Consider the following 17,109-nt stretch of genomic DNA (forward strand, 5'->3'; position numbering starts at 1 on the left):
CTTTATCATAAAGAAAAAGTAGTGAGTACTTTCTCCCGTCGGAGATTTCCTCACTACTAATCTTAGTATGTTTTTGTTGCTTAAGGTAGGGCAATGTAGCGACGAGCACCAGAATAGGATAAGTAGCTCAACCATAGCTTGCCTTCTGCCTGAACGATTCGGTCATAGTTGACGCTTTGACCGACGTTATAGTAGGCTAGAATTGAAGCTGATAAACTAGCTTGATTTCGAATGGCCAATCGGTTCTTGAAGGTATAGGTGCCCGACGAAGGTAGGGCCGGTGTGCTTGGGCTGGTTGGTGCAGGTTTTGGAGTAGATGTGGTCGTAGTAGTAGCGGTTGTTGTCAATCTTTTAATCGGTATATAGCGACGATTTCCAGCAAAGCTGAGGTAGCTAATCCACTGGTAGCCGTCTGCTTCCAAGACACGGTCGTAGTTAACGCTTTGCCCTGCTTGATAGTTTGCCAAGGTTGGACTAGCTATTTTTGCCTCAGCCTTGATGGCGGTTTGGGCGGTGAAAGTGTAGGTTCCGCTTGGAGCTAGGTTGGTTGTTGAACTTGCAGGCTTGGTTGGTGTCGTCGAGACCGGTGTAGTGGTAGTCGCTCCAGAATAGCCGGTCAAGTCCTTGAAATGAATATAGCCGCTGACTGAATTTTTATGAATCCAGCGTTTATTGTAACTTTCATTATAGTTAAAATTATATTCTTCAATCTCTACCATATCACCATTGATAGCGGATACCCAGGCCACGTGCATGCTATTCCACCAAGCAACAGAGCCGATGGCAGGGTTCATGTCTACGCGGTAGCCTTCACGTTGGGCGCGGTAACCCCAAACATCGGCATTACCGTAAGCACGCGGTAGGGTAAAGCCGTTTGTAGTACTGAGGCGGAAGGCGACGAAGGATGTGCACTGGCGTGTGTACATTCCCCAAGGGTCGACCTGCCAGCCAATTTTATAGGGATAGTTGTCCCCAAGGGCTGCAGATGTGGTTGTTGTGCTAGCTGTTCGCGTTTGGTTACTTGGATCGACCGCAGTGCGCGCGGTCCCAGTATTTGTCGTGGTATTGCTTGTCCCAGCTGTTTGCGGGATTGTTACGGTTCTGGCTTGGTTTTGGGAAATGGCAGAGCTACTGCTGGTAGTTGCAGGAGCTACGGCTTGTATCGTACTTGTATTTGTTTGTGGGGTAATCACTTCTTGTGGCTTGGAAATTATTCCTGCATCACTGGTCTTTGTAGCAGTCGTTTGCTGGCTGGCTTGGTTTGTATTGGTAGAAGATGTACTTGTTTCAGTACTTGTTTGACTTGCCTGACTCGTTTGAACTGGGCTACCTGCTTGTGCCGTAGAAGGATTGGTGGTAGAAGCTGTCGTATTAGCCGCAACCAGTTGGGCATTTAGCAGACTGACAGTTGCCAGCAGGACTGAGGCAGCACCGAAAGAATATTTTCGGATAGAAAAGCGTGATGCATGGTGTGTAAGTGATTGTTTTGTCATTCAGACTCCTTTGAAAAATTTTTTATGTGGAAGTTTCGGAGGCAGCCAATTATATTGTTCAGGATTGGGGGTTAGAACCTGTATTCACATCTCGGCATTTGAGCTAATTAAGGTAGCTTACTTGTGACTACAGTTTCTTAGTTCTTTATGAAATTTAGATTTATATTGAATGAACCTCACATTCAGATTCGTTGCTTATACTCAATGAAAATCAAAAGTAGCCTAGGAAACGACGCCGAAGGTAGAACTGGAGTTCACCAAGGCAAGTTGACAACGGATAAGATGATTTTCGAAGAGTATTAATCTGGATATGACCTTCATTGAGCATTCGGAGTGGATTGACTGCTCCTCGCCTCCTCACTTACTCTGTTCGCAAGTTGGCTGGAATTTTTCCAAAAAAATTGGGAAAAATAAAAAATCCTTAACCAAAATGGTCAAGGATTGGGATGGATTACATTTTTTCAGGGGCTTGGACACCGAGAAGGCGGAGAGCCTCTTTGAGAACGACACCAGTTGCGTAGGCAAGGGCCAGACGGCTGTCACGTTCTGGGCTTTCGTCCAGGATACGTGTGTGGGCGTAGTATTTGTTGAAGGCTTGAGCCAGATTGATGGCGTATTTGGCAATCAAAGATGGGTCAAATTTGTCACCGGCACGTTCAACAACATTTGAGAAGTTTTGGATGTGCTTGATGATATCCCAGCTTTCTGCGTCAGCCAGCTTGTAGTCATTGTCAGCGCTTGGTGTAAAGTCAGCCTTGCGCAGGATAGACTGGATGCGGGCGTATGCGTATTGAACATAAGGACCAGTCTCACCTTCGAAGGATACCATAGCCTCTAGGTCAAAGTCATAGCCGTTGTCGCGGTCGGTTTTGAGGTCGTAGAACTTAACAGCTCCGACACCGACTGCATGCGCGACTTCTTCCTTGTTTTCCAGGTCTGGATTTTTAGCTTCGATTTGAGAAAGGGCGCGTGAGATAGCCTCATCAAGCGTCGGCTCGAGCAGGATAATATTTCCCTTACGAGTAGACAATTTTTTCTTGTCTTTTGTCACCAAGCCGAAGGTGATATGTTTCATATCGTCGCTCCAGTTGAAACCCATTTCCTTGAGAACAGCTTTCAGTTGCTTGAAGTGGTTAATTTGCTCCTGACCAACGACGTAGATGTTTTTCACGAAGTCATAAGTGCGCTTGCGGTACATAGCTGTAGCGATGTCGCGGGTGATATAAAGTGTGGCACCGTCTGTTTTCATAATGAGGGCTGGTGGCAGGTTGTAGCTTTCCAAATCTACAATGCGGGCACCTTTAGACTCATGGAGCAGGCCTTTTTCTTCTAAGATTTGAATTCCTTCATCCATCTTGTCATTGTAGAAGGCTTCACCGTTGAAACTGTCGAAGGTAACGCCTAGCTTGTCGTAGATGCGGTTAAATTCCACCAAACTTTCGTCGCGGAACCATTGCCACAATTCTTTTGCTTCAGGGTCGCCGTCTTCCAATTTTTTGAACCATTGGCGAGCTTCTTCGTCCAGTTCAGGTTTTTCTTCGGCCTCAGCATTGATACGGACATAGAGTTTGAGCAATTCAGAGATTGGGTCAGCTTCAACCGCTGCCTTGTCGCCCCATAGTTTGTAAGCAACAATCAGCATACCGAACTGTTTGCCCCAGTCGCCCAGGTGGTTGATACGAATTGGCTTGTAGCCCAGTTTTGCATGGATATTTGCCAGAGCGTCCCCGATAACGGTCGAACGGAGGTGGCCAACAGAGAAGGGTTTTGCGATATTAGGACTAGACATATCGATAGTGATATTGCGGTCTTGACCGATAGCTAGTTGACCGTAGTCTGCCTTTTCGGTGATGACCTGGGTCAGGACATCGTGCGAAATTGCGGCCTTGTCCAAGAAGAAGTTGACATAAGGACCAGTTGCCACGACTTTTTCAAAACCTGCAGTATCCAGCTTTTCAACAATGTCAGCTGCGATGGCTTGTGGTGCCTTGCGCTCAACCTTTGCCAGTGAGAAAGCCGGAAAGGCGATGTCGCCCATTTCGGATGACTTTGGTTTTTCAAGCAGTGCATAAATGGCTTCAACTTCCAAGTTAGGAAGCACAGCAGCCAATTTTTCTGCAATCATTTGTTTATGATTCATAAAAATCCCTCCAGGAGTTATTGATTCTATTTTAACATAATTCTAAGTCAATAGTTGTGAAAAATGATATAATATTTATAAATATACATTCAGAGGTAAGATGATGAACAAGCTAGAACGCCATGACTTGATCAAGTCTATGATTCGTCAAGAAAAAATCGGTCGTCAAACAGATATTCAAAGAGGCCTGGAAGAGCAGGGGGTTGTGGTAACGCAGACCACTCTTTCTAGGGATTTGCGAGAGCTGGGAGTTGTGAAAGTGTATGAGGGTGGACGATCCTATTATTCCATGACTGTCGAGGATGACCAGGTCCACTTTGTCCAATTGCTGGCCCAGTATGCCTACAAGGTCGAGCGCGCTAGTTTTATCTTGGTACTCCACTCAGACTTGGGTGAAGCGGCCTTGATGGCCAATATTATTGACGCGGAAAAGCCTGCGCCAATCTTGGGAACCATTGCAGGAGCTGATACCCTCTTAGTCATTTGCCGAGACGAGTCAGCGGCCCAGCAGGTAGAGGCAGAGATTAACTCTTATTTAGTATAGAATGTGAGAGGCTATGGCAACAGAAAAAATTTCTCCAGGCATGCAGCAGTATCTGGATATCAAGGCAAACTATCCAGATGCTTTTTTGCTGTTTCGCATGGGTGACTTTTATGAATTGTTTTATGAAGATGCGGTCGAGGCGGCTCAGATTTTGGAGCTGTCTCTGACTAGTCGCAATAAGAATGCGGATAATCCTATTCCCATGGCCGGTGTACCTTATCATGCGGCCCAGCAATATATTGATACGCTGGTGGAGCTGGGGCATAAGGTCGCCATTGCTGAGCAGATGGAAGATCCCAAGCAGGCTGTCGGTGTGGTCAAGCGTGAAGTAGTTCAGGTCATCACTCCGGGGACGGTGACGGATTCCTCGAAAATGGGAGCCGACAGCAATTTCTTGGTTGCCATTGAGCGTAGCGGGGCTCATTTTGCCCTGTCTTATATGGACGTGGCAACCGGACAATTTTTCGTGACTAGTTTGGATGATTTTGCTAGTCTCTGCGGAGAAATCCGCAATCTGCGGGCGCGTGAAGTGGTCATCGGCTTTACCCTTTCTGAAGAGGAAGAGCAGGTGTTTGCCAATCAGATGAATCTGCTCCTGTCTTTTGAGGATGAGGTTGCAGATGATGTTCATCTGATTGACCAATCCTTGACGGACTTGGAGAAGGCTGCGGCAGGGAAATTGTTGTCTTATTTGCATAGGACCCAGATGCGAGATTTGGCGCATTTGCAAAAGGTAGTCCACTATGAAATCAAGGATTATTTGCAGATGGATTATGCGACCAAGTCCAGTCTGGATTTGCTGGAAAATGGGCGAACTGGCAAAAAGCATGGCAGTCTTTACTGGCTCATGGATGAGACCAAGACGGCTATGGGGATGCGGCTCTTGCGGACTTGGATTGACCGTCCTTTGATTGATCAGGGGCGAATTGAGGCGCGGCAGGCAGTTGTGCAGGTCTTTTTGGATTATTTCTTTGAGCGTAGCGACTTGATTGAGGCGCTGAAAGGGGTCTATGATATTGAGCGCTTGGCCAGCCGAGTATCCTTCGGGAAAACCTTGCCCAAGGATCTCTTGCAACTTTCTCAGACCTTGGGAAATGTGCCGGCTATCAAAAATATCTTGTCGCAGATGGGAGAGCCTGCTATGGCTAGCTTGGTTCAGGGGCTGGATCCCATCCCAGAACTTCATGCGCTGATTAGCTATGCTATTGACCCAGAGGCCAATGGACCGATTACCGATGGCAATATCATCAAGACGGGCTTTGATGAAAAGCTGGATCAGTATCGTCTGGTCATGCGTGAGGGTGCGGGCTGGATTGCGGAAATTGAGGCCAAGGAGCGGACGGCATCTGGTATAAATAATCTCAAGATTGATTACAATAAAAAAGACGGTTACTATTTCCATGTGACCAATTCCAATCTGGGCAATGTGCCAGCTCATTTTTTCCGTAAGGCGACGCTGAAAAATTCGGAGCGCTATGGGACGGAAGAATTATCCAAAATCGAAGGTCAGATGCTGGAGGCGCGTGACAAATCAGCCAATCTGGAGTACGAGATTTTTATGCGCATCCGTCAAGAAGTGGAGAAATACATCGGTCGCCTGCAGAAATTGGCTCGTACCATTGCGACTATTGATGTCCTGCAGTCTTTTGCGGTTGTGGCGGAGCAAGAGCGCTTGGTTTGTCCGACCTTTACGGAGCATCGCGAATTGACCATTGACCGAGGTCGCCATGCCGTAGTGGAAAAGGTTATGGGTAAGCAGACCTATATTCCCAACTCAATCCATCTGGATGCGGAAACTCACATGCAGCTGATTACGGGGCCCAACATGTCTGGTAAATCGACCTATATGCGCCAGCTAGCTATGATTGTTATCATGGCGCAGATGGGTTCCTATGTGCCGGCTGATCAGGCGGAATTGCCAATTTTTGATGCGATTTTCACTCGGATTGGTGCGGCGGATGATTTGGTCAGTGGGCAGTCGACCTTCATGGTAGAAATGATGGAGGCCAACAAGGCCGTGCGTTTGGCGACAGACCGCTCGCTCATTCTCTTTGACGAGTTGGGGCGTGGGACAGCGACTTACGACGGTATGGCTCTGGCCCAGTCCATTATTGAGTATATCCACGACAAGATTGGTGCTAAGACCTTATTTGCGACCCATTACCATGAATTGACCGAGCTAGGACAGACCTTGGAGCACTTGGAGAATGTCCATGTGTCGACCTTGGAGCAAAATGGTCAGGTGACCTTCCTTCACAAGATTGCGCCAGGTCCTGCCGACAAGTCTTACGGTATCCATGTGGCCAAAATCGCAGGTATGCCAGAAGATTTGCTCAAGCGGGCGGATAATATTTTGCAGCAGTTGGAAAATCATGCGTCGTCCAGTCAGTCTAGTCAGCCAAATCTAGTGAGTGAACCAGCCTCGGGTCAGTTGGATTTGTTTGCAGAAATTAGCAGCCATCCTGTGTTGGATGAATTGCAGGCTCTGGACATCCACAATATGACCCCTATGGAGGTCATGATGGTGGTTGCAGAGTTGAAGAAGAAGCTGTGAGATGAGTATCGGCAGGAAGAAATAATTGAGGTAAGGAATGAAAAAAATCACGACAACTCATTTTACATGGTTGGTGGCAGATGCGGGCGAGACAACAGATATTGATTTTTTGAAGGAAAATCTCCATTTGGATTCGGAAATCCTGTCCTACGTATTGGATAAAAACGAATTTGCGCGTTTGGAGTATGACAAACATAGTCAGGAACTGTTGGTGATTTACAATGCCCTGCGTTCAAATTCTAAGTCAGATTTGACCTACCAGACAGCTCCGGTGTCTTTCTTTGTATCTGGCAATCAGTTACTGACGATTTTTGGTGAGGATACCAATTATTTGCAGGCCAGTTTTGAACGAATATTGCATAGGCGACAGGATGCGACCATGCTAGAATTTGTTTTCACTGCCCTGTTTCTGATTTCAAAAGCCTATTTCCCAGTTCTGGAGAAATTGAACCGCAAAAGTTCGGAATTAAACAGGGTCTTGCGCGATGAGACGACCAAAAAATCTCTTTTGGAATTGTCAGATTTGGGAACTGGTCTAGTTTATCTGGCCTCTGCCAGCAAGCAAAATGCTTTGTTATTGGAACAATTGCAGGGGCAGACCTTTTACAAAAGCTTGTCGGAAGATGAACTGGAACAATTGGAAGATGCCCACATCGAGGCCCGTCAGCTGATGGAAATGACCAATCTATCAGCCCAAGTCATCGAGAAGTTGGAAGGCACCTACAATAATGTCCTTAACAACAATTTGAACGATACCATGAAAACCATGACCAAATTATCTATCCTTTTGGCCATCCCAGCCATTGTCACAGGATTTTTCGGTATGAACGTGGAACTTCCTAGTATTTTCATGAAAATCAGCCAGTCTTGGTTTTGGGTCATTATCCTCTCGGCAGGTCTGTGGGGAGTGATTGCACTCTTTCTCAATCGCATTATGCGCAAGGAGACTAGACGTTAAAATGATGTTAGTCAGAACAGTGGTTCTGGCTTTTTTGCCGTTTAGACGTGGAATTTGACCGAATGGCGACAGGCTATTGAAATTCGTCTGTTAATGGGTTTTAATAGTCTTAGAAGTTAGCTGGCTTTGAAAAAAGAAGGGAGAGCATATGAAAGTGAAGGTTGCTATTTCGCCCGAAATCCTAGAAGATTTGGTTACGGTTGAAGCGAGAAAATTAACAGCACAGATTAGTAGCTTGGTGGAAATGATTGAGACCTTTGGTAGGCAGGCGGAGCGTCTGACGGTCAAAAAAGGTGAGGAGGTTCACTTGTTGGAGTTGTCGGAGATTTACCGACTCTATTTGGAAAATAAAATATTGCAGATTGAGACGAGGGATGCAGTTTACCAGTCAGATTTGCGGCTTTATCAGGTCAAGGAAGTATTGTCATTGGATTTTCTACAGGTCTCTCAGTCAGAAATCATCAACTTGAAGCAATTGGGTCACTTAAAACAGACACCTAATGGCTTGGTCAAGTTAGTCATGAAAAATGGGGCGGGAACATATTCCTCTCGCCGTTATTTGAAAGTTATTAAAGAAAGGTTAGGATTATGAAAAAATATCTCTTATCGGCATCTTTGGGTGTTACCATTGGTAGTTTAATTTCAATTGTTATGGCAAGCTTCTTTGGTGAAGGTTACTATTTGCCAATTAATCCTCATTCGACCATGGGAGCCATTTATCTGGAGCGGTTTTCGCAGCCGCTGATTATGCTGATTTCGGTTGTTATTTGGGGGGCAATTGGTGTCCTCTTCCAAGCTGCGGACAAGATTTTTGAGCAAGATTGGAGCTTGGTTCGGATGATGGTGATGCATTTTCTGGTAACGGCAATCGGTTTTACACCGCTATCGATTTTAGCGGGATGGTTTCCAGTCAATCTTGCAGGACTGCTCTTTTTCTGGATGCTCTTTATCTTGATTTATGCCTTGATTTATTGGTTTAATATCCATCAGATGCGCCAACAAATTGAACGAATCAATCGTTCTTTGGATAAATAAGCAAAATTTGCTACAATGGATATTGGAATAAACAAGGAGTTTTCATGAAGACAATTCAACTTGTATTTTTTGGTTTTTTCTTATTGTTTAATTGTGGCTATATTCTTTATAATCTCATCACAGGCTTTGATTGGTCTCAAATTCTCTTGCCAGTTGCCTTTGCCCTGTTTAGCGGATGGGGATGTTACTCACTTTTTAAGGAGATGAAACAAGCCAAATAATCTCTTAGATGTAAAACATTCGTCTAAGGTTAGGGAATATCGTTCTCTTTTTATAAATTGCCCGTTCTTTTTAGCTGATATAGAAGAAATCGATAGGATATTGTCTTTGTGCTATAATAAAAGATATGACAAATGAGAGAACTAAAACAAATCATATTATTGAATTGCCAGATATTCTAGCCAATCAGATTGCAGCCGGAGAGGTCATCGAGCGTCCGGCCAGTGTCGTTAAGGAGCTTTTGGAAAATTCTATCGACGCAGGCGCGACCCAAATTCAGATTGTGATTGAAGAGGCGGGACTCAAGGCCATTCAGATTACAGATAACGGCGAGGGCATTGCGCCTGATGAGGTGCGCTTGGCCCTTCGCCGTCATGCGACCAGCAAGATAAAAAATCAAGCGGACCTTTTTCGCATTCGGACCTTGGGTTTTCGTGGTGAGGCCCTGCCCTCTATCGCCTCTGTCAGCCAGATGGTGATTGAAACGGCCACTGCGGATCATCCTCACGGCATCTTGCTGGAGGCTAAGGGCGGGGTAGTTGAAAAAGAAGAACCTATCAGCCGTCCAGTTGGGACTCAGATAACGGTTTCGGATTTATTTTACAATACCCCTGCTCGGCTCAAATATGTCCGCAGCCAGCAGGCCGAATTATCTCACATTATCGACGTTGTCAACCGTCTCAGTCTAGCCCATCCAGAAATCAGCTTTACTCTGATAAATGAAGGTCGGGAATTGCTTGCCACTGCTGGAACAGGCAATCTCCGTCAGGCCATTTCTGGTGTCTACGGTATTGCATCGGCTAAGAAAATGGTTGAAATTGTTGCCGAGGACTTGGATTTTCAGGTGTCAGGCTATGTTTCCTTGCCCGAATTGACCCGGGCCAACCGCAACTACATCAGCATTTTCATCAACGGCCGCTACATCAAGAATTTCCTGCTTAACCGAGCGATTTTGGAAGGATATGGCAGTAAGCTCATGGTCGGACGTTTTCCACTGGTGGTGATTGCCATTGAGATTGACCCTTATCTGGCTGATGTCAATGTCCATCCGACCAAGCAGGAAGTCCGTATTTCCAAGGAAAAGGAGCTGATGCAGCTCATTCGTGAAGCCATTGCTCAAGCCCTCAAGGAGCAAGATTTGATTCCAGATGCTCTGGAAAATCTGGCCAAATCCAGCACGCGGACCAAGGTCAAGGCTGAGCAGACGACGTTACCGCTACGCGAGACCAATCTCTACTACGACACGGTCAAGCAAGATTTCTTCCTCAAGCCAGAGGTTGTGGCGGAGGAGATTGCGCCATTGGAAATGGCAGAGCAGTCGAGTCAGCCTGAGCCTAAGGCTGCAGCTATCAAATTTGCCCAGCGTTTGTCAGCAGACGAGCAGGATGTCGAGCATCCAGCCCTCAGTCAGAAAGAATTAGCCAAGTTGGCCAATCAGCTGGACAAAGAACAGACGTCGACCTTCCCAGAATTGGAATATTTTGGTCAGATGCACGGAACCTATCTCTTCGCTCAAGGCAAGGGCGGCCTCTATATCATCGACCAGCACGCTGCTCAGGAGCGGGTCAAGTACGAATACTACCGTGAGAAAATTGGCGAGGTGGACAATTCTGCCCAGCAACTGTTGGTACCCTACATTTTTGAATTTCCTCAAAATGATGCCCTGACCCTGTCCAGTAAGTTGGATAGCCTGCGCCAGGTCGGCATCAATCTAGAAGAGTACGGTAGCAACCAATTCATCCTGCGGGAACATCCGATATGGATGCAGGAAGAGGAAATTGAGTCTGGGGTCTATGAGATGTGTGACATGTTGCTCTTGACCGACCAAGTTTCCATCAAGCAGTATCGGGCTGAGTTGGCTATTATGTTGTCCTGCAAGCGGTCGATTAAGGCTAACCATGCCTTGGATGACTATTCGGCGCGTGACCTCATTCGCCAGCTGTCCCACACGAAAAATCCTTATAACTGTCCGCACGGTCGCCCAGTTTTAGTCAACTTCAGCAAGTCGGACATGGAAAAAATGTTCCGTCGCATTCAAGAAAATCACACCTCTTTACGAGAATTAGGAAAGTATTAGAAAATCATGTACGACTATATCAAAGGAAAACTTACGAAAATCACTGCTAAATACATCGTCATTGAAGTGACGGGTATTGGCTACATTCTTCATGTGGCCAATCCTTACGCTTTTTCTGGCCATGTCAACCAAGAAGTGACGGTGTACACGCATCAAGTCATTCGAGAAGATGCCCACTTGCTTTACGGATTTATGACAGAAGCTGAAAAGTCTGTCTTTCTCAGCCTGATTTCTGTGTCTGGTATCGGTCCGACAACAGCTCTAGCCATCATTGCCGTGGATGATAATGACGGGCTGGTTCGGGCCATTGAGCAGAAAAATATTACCTACCTGACCAAGTTTCCGAAAATCGGTAAAAAAACAGCCCAGCAAATGGTGCTGGACTTGGAAGGCAGGTTTGTTATGAGCGAAGAAACAGGTCCCGTCGAAACGTCGGCTCCGACCAGTGAAAATCATGCCTTGGAAGAAGCAATGGAGGCAATGGAGGCACTCGGCTACCGACCGGCTGAACTCAAGAAAATCAAGAAATTCTTCGACGGCACGACCGATACCGCTGAGAATTACATCAAGTCCGCCCTCAAGATGTTGATGAAGTGAGGATAGTGATGAGATTAAATTTGATACATGCTGGGACTAGCCATAGACCAAACTATCCTTTGTCAGGAAAAGAATTTTCTATTGATTATCACTATATGCCTCATGAAGAAGTTGTCATCATAGGACGCATAGACCCTAATTACCACTTTTTTGAAGCTCGAGCATCTTTGAAAGACACGGAAAAAATATCGACCATCTATAAGGCCTTGATGGCGGATCAACAGGACTATGTTCGCCTTGGGACACTCCATCATCTCGGCGATACCTATTCTGGTCGTCTAACTGCTTCTCTAATACCGAATTATGTCGGTTATTGGGATACATACACGGGTCTGCAAATTAAGCAGAAAGATGAACATTCTGGCGGGCATTTTGCTTATTTTTTACAAAGACACTATCGTGAACAAGTGAGAAAGGCGGAGCTACGCGATAGGAGTGGTTCGTATGTACCAATCCTGGAAAATTATCAAGCCTATCTAAAAACAGTTGATTATATGGCTTATGAGGGTAAGGTAGAACCTCTGAGGCAAATATTGGAGCAAGAGGCTTATGTGCTTCTGTCTCAAAATGAAGAGCTCGTTCAAGCTTATAAAGCTTGTCTAGATTTGATAGGATCGCTCTATAATGCTTATCAGACTGCCATTCGTTAATGCTAGAAAGGGAAAAAATGAACCGTTGTTCTTGGGTCAATCTCAACAATCCCCTCTATATAGCCTATCATGATCAAGAATGGGGGCGCCCTTTGCATGAGGAGCAGGCTCTCTTTGAATTGCTCTGTTTGGAGACCTATCAAGCAGGTCTGTCTTGGGAAATTGTGCTCAACAAGCGACAGGCTTTCAAGTCTGTCTTTCATGATTATGACTATCATGCGGTTGCTAGCATGACTGACCAGCAGCTGGATGCCCTGCTCGACAATCCAGCTATTATTCGGCACAAGGCTAAGCTCTACGCGACCCGTGCCAATGCCCAAGCCTTTCTCAAGTTACAGGAAGAATGCGGCAGTTTTGACCATTATATCTGGTCTTGGCTAGCAGGTCGCCCACAGGTCAATTCGGTTGGTGACTACCGTCAAGTTCCTGCTAAAACCTCCCTTTCCGAGGCTATTTCCAAGGACTTGAAAAAACGAGGTTTTAAATTTGTCGGTCCTGTCTGCGTCTATTCTTTCCTACAAGCAGCTGGGCTCATTAACGACCATGAAAATACGTGTGACTGGAAAAATATCTAAAACCACCACCCAATTACGAACTAATAGATAGGCAGGTAACTGCATGCTATCAAAAGTAGAAGGAGGATTATGAAAGCAGAACTCATCGCCGTAGGCACTGAAATTTTGACCGGTCAGATTGTCAATACCAACGCGCAATTTCTATCTGAAAAATGTGCTGAATTGGGTATTGACGTCTATTTTCATACAGCAGTAGGCGATAATGAAAAGCGTCTTTTGTCGGTGTTGGAGATTGCCAGTAAGCGAAGTGATATGGTCATTCTCTGTGGCGGTTTGGGACCGACGGAGGACGATTTGACCAAGCAGACCCTGGCTCAGTTTTTAGGACGCGACTTGGTCTTTGACAAGAGGGCCGTGGACAAGCTGAACCGCTTTTTTGCCAGTCGTCCCGGTCGTATTCGCACACCCAATAATGAGCGTCAGGCTCAATTGGTGGCTGGTTCTATTCCCTTGCACAATCCCACAGGGCTGGCTGTAGGGAGTATGATTGAACAAGACGGCGTTACCTATATTGTCTTGCCAGGACCGCCTAGCGAACTCAAAGCCATGTTTGCCCAGAGTTTGCTGCCGCTGTTGACCCAATCCGAGCAACAACTCTATTCGCGGGTCTTGAGGTTCTTTGGTATCGGCGAGAGTCAGTTGGTTACTATCTTGGCAGACTTGATTGACCAACAGACGGACCCGACTCTAGCCCCTTATGCTAAAACAGGGGAAGTCACCCTGCGCCTGTCTACCAAGGCGACCAGTCAGGTAGAGGCAGATGCCAAACTAGCCCAGCTAGAAAAGACGATTCTGGAGCGAGATAATTTAGCAAAATACCTATATGCCTATGGTGAGGACAATAGTCTGGCTAAAACGGTTGCGGATTTGTTGGTTGACAAGCAGCAAACCTTGTCCATTTTGGAGCAGGGAACGGGAGGTCAGTTGCAAGCGGAATTGAGCGCAACCATGACAGACCAGATGTATTTTAGCGGGGGTCAGGTCAGAGGTCAGGGTCCAATCAGCTCGGACCGCTTGGTGACAGAAGCCAGTCAGTTGCGGAAGGAATTGGCGACAGATTTGGCTCTGGCTGTTTCGGTGGCTGTCAAACCCCAATCGACTGTCGACAACGTCCTTGCCAAGGTCAGTCTGGTCTTGGTCAGCACCTCTGGGATTGTCCAAAAAGAAGTGGATTTAGGGGGCTATTCATGGCTCTATCTGCGTCAGTTAGCTTGCCTGCAGGCCTTAGACTTTGTACGAAATACTTTGTGAAATAGCAGAACTTTGCTATAATGGTTTGATTAGAAAAAGAGGAGAAAGAAATTGGCTAAGAAACCATCGAAAAAATTAGAAGAAATTACTAAAAAATATGGAGATGAGCGCAAAAAAGCTTTAGATGACGCTCTCAAGTCTATCGAAAAAGACTTTGGTAAGGGGGCAGTGATGCGCCTGGGTGAGCGTGCCGAGCAAAAGGTTCAGGTCATGAGCTCTGGTAGCTTGTCGATTGACATCGCTCTGGGCGCTGGTGGCTATCCGAAGGGTCGTATCGTCGAGATTTACGGTCCAGAATCATCTGGTAAGACGACGGTTGCCCTTCATGCGGTTGCCCAATGTCAAAAAGAAGGCGGTATTGCAGCCTTTATCGATGCCGAGCATGCTTTGGATCCTGCTTATGCAGCGGCTCTAGGTGTTAACATTGATGAATTGCTCTTGTCGCAGCCGGATTCTGGTGAGCAGGGTTTGGAAATCGCTGGCAAATTGATTGACTCTGGTGCTGTTGATTTGGTCGTTGTCGACTCAGTTGCGGCTCTTGTACCGCGTGCGGAGATTGACGGTGACATCGGTGATAGCCACGTTGGTCTGCAGGCGCGTATGATGTCTCAGGCCATGCGCAAATTGGGTGCATCAATCAACAAAACCAAGACCATTGCTATTTTCATCAACCAACTCCGTGAAAAAGTGGGTGTCATGTTTGGTAACCCAGAAACCACGCCGGGTGGTCGTGCCTTGAAGTTCTATGCCTCTGTTCGTTTGGATGTTCGTGGCAATACCCAAATCAAGGGTACGGGTGATCAGAAAGACCAGAACGTTGGTAAGGAAACCAAGGTCAAGGTCGTGAAAAACAAGGTCGCTCCGCCATTTAAAGAAGTCGTCGTGGAAATCATGTACGGAGAAGGGATTTCGCAGACGGGCGAGTTGATTCAAATCGGTAGCGACTTGGGTATCATCAAAAAAGCAGGTGCTTGGTATTCTTACAACGATGAGAAAATCGGTCAAGGTTCGGAAAATGCTAAGAAGTTCTTGGCTGAAAATCCAGAAATTTTTGCAGAGATCGACCGCAAAATCCGTATTCACTACGGTTTGATTGAAGATGATAACGCACCAGCTGAAACGGCTGATACAAAGGCGGAAGCTACTGAAGAAGTTCCTGCTACTGAAACAGAAACCAATGTAGAATTGGAAGAAGTAGTACTTGACCTCGATGGCGGCATCGAATTAGAAGAATAATTCCGAAAAAGTCTAGTCTAGCTAGGCTTTTTCTCATAAAAACCGAATTTTCCCCCTTAAATTTAAAGTTTTTTTGCAAAATAGGTCTGCAGACTGAGGGATTTTGTGGTATAATGGTTTATAATGTGTTTACGAAGATGTAGCAAAGGAGTGACTACATGATTAAAATTTATACTGTATCTAGTTGTACCTCTTGTAAAAAAGCCAAAAATTGGTTAAATGCTCACCAACTTTCATACAACGAGCATAACCTTGCAAAAGAAGCCATTACTAAGGAAGAAATTATGAATATTTTGACCAAGACAGAGAATGGTATTGCAAGTATTGTTTCTTCAAAAAACCGTTATGCTAAGAGCTTGGACTTCGATATTGAGGATTTAAGCGTTAATGAGGTTATTGATTTAATTACCTCAAATCCTCGGATTTTGAAAAGCCCGATTCTGATTGATGAGAAACGTCTTCAGGTAGGCTATAAGGAAGATGACATTCGTGCCTTCCTGCCACGCTCAGTGCGTAATGTAGAAAATGCTCAAGCTCGGATGAGAGCAGCCCTATAAAGTAGATGAAAGAACTCTAGCTCTAGGGTTCTTTTATGCTATATCATTGAGTTTAGGGGCTATATGTGGTATAATAGACTATAAGATAAGGAAAGAAGGTGTAAGTATGGGATTCACAGAAGAAACTGTCCGTTTTCGTCTGGACGATACAGATAAGCAAGAAATCAGCAAAACGCTGACCAGTGTTTATCGGTCGCTTGACGAGAAAGGCTACAATCCAATCAATCAGATTATCGGCTATGTCTTGAGTGGGGACCCTGCTTATATCCCTCGCTACAATGATGCCCGTAATCAGATTCGTAAACATGAGCGCGACGAAATCATTGAAGAATTGGTACGCTACTACTTGAAAGGGAATGGGATTGACCTCTAATGAGAATTATGGGATTAGATGTCGGTTCAAAAACCGTCGGTGTAGCCATTTCGGATCCCTTGGGTTTTACGGCCCAGGGTTTAGAAATTATTCCTATAAATGAAGAAAAAGGTGAGTTCGGTTTTGAAAGGCTGAGCGAACTTGTTTCCCAGTATAAGGTGGACAAGTTTGTTGTTGGCCTACCCAAGAACATGAACAATACTAGCGGTCCGCGCGTTGAGGCCAGTCAAGCCTACGGTGATTTATTGGCGGAACAGTACGGACTGCCTGTTGATTACCAGGATGAGCGCTTGACCACTGTAGCGGCTGAACGTATGTTGATTGAGCAGGCGGATATCAGTCGCGGAAAACGTAAAAAAGTGATTGACAAATTAGCAGCCCAGCTGATTTTGCAAAATTATTTAGATAGAACATTTTAAAATATAAAGGAGATAAACATGGCACATCATCACGACCATGAACATGACCACAACCACGACGAGCGTGAATTGATTACTTTGGTAGACGACCAAGGTAATGAAACCTTGTTTGAAATTTTATTGACAATTGACGGCCAAGAAGAATTTGGTAAAAACTACGTTCTCTTAATTCCTGCAAGTGCAGAAGAAGATGAGAACGGTGAGGTGGAAATCCAAGCTTACTCGTATATCGAAAACGAGAACGGCACAGAGGGCGATTTGCAACCAATCCCGGAAGATGCAACAGCAGAATGGGACATGATTGAAGAAGTCTTCAACAGCTTTATGGAGGAATAAAAAGGTCCAGTGGACCTTTTTCAGATTGAAGACAAACACTTAAGAGGCGTTTGTCTTTTTCTGTTTATTGGTCTGATAGTCGGTCTTTTTGCCAG

Annotated in this window: 18 protein-coding genes; 16 read left to right on the forward strand and 2 right to left on the reverse strand. The window is 45.7% G+C overall.

Going from position 1 to position 17,109, the window contains the following annotated elements; translation table 11 throughout:
- Positions 1-80 precede the first annotated feature (80 nt).
- The gene (locus ACHBGV_RS08930) at positions 81-1,493 is read right to left on the reverse strand and encodes an SH3 domain-containing protein (RefSeq protein WP_394736159.1); all 1,413 of its coding nucleotides are present in this window, start codon (positions 1,491-1,493) and stop codon (positions 81-83) included.
- Between the two features lie 451 nt (positions 1,494-1,944).
- Positions 1,945-3,633 (reverse strand): arginine--tRNA ligase, encoded by a 1,689-nt coding sequence (argS, locus tag ACHBGV_RS08935; RefSeq protein ID WP_394736160.1) that lies wholly within the window; start codon positions 3,631-3,633, stop codon positions 1,945-1,947.
- A 103-nt stretch (positions 3,634-3,736) separates the two neighbouring features.
- Between argS and argR the strand changes: the two genes are divergently transcribed.
- The 16 genes from argR (at position 3,737) to ACHBGV_RS09015 (ending at position 17,014) form a co-directional block, all read left to right on the forward strand.
- Positions 3,737-4,177, forward strand: a complete 441-nt coding sequence (gene argR / locus ACHBGV_RS08940) for an arginine repressor (protein WP_105110242.1) — start codon at positions 3,737-3,739, stop codon at positions 4,175-4,177.
- 13 nt (positions 4,178-4,190) lie between these two features.
- Positions 4,191-6,731: a DNA mismatch repair protein MutS gene (mutS, locus tag ACHBGV_RS08945; RefSeq protein WP_394736161.1), complete on the forward strand. Its 2,541-nt coding sequence runs from the start codon at positions 4,191-4,193 to the stop codon at positions 6,729-6,731.
- Positions 6,732-6,768: 37 nt separating this feature from the next.
- Positions 6,769-7,689: a magnesium transporter CorA family protein gene (locus tag ACHBGV_RS08950; RefSeq protein WP_394733142.1), complete on the forward strand. Its 921-nt coding sequence runs from the start codon at positions 6,769-6,771 to the stop codon at positions 7,687-7,689.
- 148 nt (positions 7,690-7,837) lie between these two features.
- Positions 7,838-8,281: a LytTR family DNA-binding domain-containing protein gene (locus ACHBGV_RS08955; protein ID WP_105122403.1), complete on the forward strand. Its 444-nt coding sequence runs from the start codon at positions 7,838-7,840 to the stop codon at positions 8,279-8,281.
- A complete protein-coding gene (locus tag ACHBGV_RS08960; protein WP_105110238.1) occupies positions 8,278-8,724 on the forward strand; it encodes a DUF3021 domain-containing protein in 447 nt (148 codons plus the stop codon). Before ACHBGV_RS08955 ends, ACHBGV_RS08960 begins: the two co-directional genes overlap by 4 nt.
- A 44-nt stretch (positions 8,725-8,768) precedes the next feature.
- A complete protein-coding gene (locus ACHBGV_RS08965; RefSeq protein ID WP_161942998.1) occupies positions 8,769-8,945 on the forward strand; it encodes a hypothetical protein in 177 nt (58 codons plus the stop codon).
- Positions 8,946-9,070: 125 nt separating this feature from the next.
- A complete protein-coding gene (gene mutL / locus ACHBGV_RS08970) occupies positions 9,071-11,020 on the forward strand; it encodes a DNA mismatch repair endonuclease MutL (RefSeq protein ID WP_394736162.1) in 1,950 nt (649 codons plus the stop codon).
- A gap of 6 nt (positions 11,021-11,026) precedes the next feature.
- Positions 11,027-11,617, forward strand: coding sequence for a Holliday junction branch migration protein RuvA (gene ruvA / locus ACHBGV_RS08975; protein ID WP_105122400.1), 591 nt, complete (start codon positions 11,027-11,029; stop codon positions 11,615-11,617).
- Between the two features lie 8 nt (positions 11,618-11,625).
- The gene (locus tag ACHBGV_RS08980; protein WP_394736163.1) at positions 11,626-12,267 is read left to right on the forward strand and encodes a hypothetical protein; all 642 of its coding nucleotides are present in this window, start codon (positions 11,626-11,628) and stop codon (positions 12,265-12,267) included.
- 17 nt (positions 12,268-12,284) lie between these two features.
- Entirely contained in the window at positions 12,285-12,842 is a 558-nt protein-coding gene (locus ACHBGV_RS08985; protein ID WP_394736164.1) for a DNA-3-methyladenine glycosylase I, read from the forward strand.
- 69 nt (positions 12,843-12,911) lie between these two features.
- The gene (locus tag ACHBGV_RS08990; RefSeq protein WP_394736165.1) at positions 12,912-14,093 is read left to right on the forward strand and encodes a competence/damage-inducible protein A; all 1,182 of its coding nucleotides are present in this window, start codon (positions 12,912-12,914) and stop codon (positions 14,091-14,093) included.
- A 51-nt stretch (positions 14,094-14,144) separates the two neighbouring features.
- Entirely contained in the window at positions 14,145-15,329 is a 1,185-nt protein-coding gene (gene recA / locus ACHBGV_RS08995; protein WP_105110232.1) for a recombinase RecA, read from the forward strand.
- 158 nt (positions 15,330-15,487) lie between these two features.
- Positions 15,488-15,886, forward strand: a complete 399-nt coding sequence (gene spx / locus ACHBGV_RS09000; RefSeq protein WP_105111770.1) for a transcriptional regulator Spx — start codon at positions 15,488-15,490, stop codon at positions 15,884-15,886.
- A gap of 106 nt (positions 15,887-15,992) precedes the next feature.
- Positions 15,993-16,259, forward strand: a complete 267-nt coding sequence (locus tag ACHBGV_RS09005) for an IreB family regulatory phosphoprotein (protein WP_105111771.1) — start codon at positions 15,993-15,995, stop codon at positions 16,257-16,259.
- Entirely contained in the window at positions 16,259-16,678 is a 420-nt protein-coding gene (gene ruvX / locus ACHBGV_RS09010) for a Holliday junction resolvase RuvX (protein ID WP_105111772.1), read from the forward strand. The genes ACHBGV_RS09005 and ruvX overlap by 1 nt, the downstream gene beginning before the upstream one ends.
- Before the next feature lie 18 nt (positions 16,679-16,696).
- A complete protein-coding gene (locus ACHBGV_RS09015) occupies positions 16,697-17,014 on the forward strand; it encodes a DUF1292 domain-containing protein (RefSeq protein WP_004195480.1) in 318 nt (105 codons plus the stop codon).
- The last annotated feature ends 95 nt before the right edge of the window (positions 17,015-17,109 follow it).

The organism is Streptococcus sp. A34 (assembly GCF_043674115.1).
Classification (GTDB): domain Bacteria; phylum Bacillota; class Bacilli; order Lactobacillales; family Streptococcaceae; genus Streptococcus; species Streptococcus suis_V.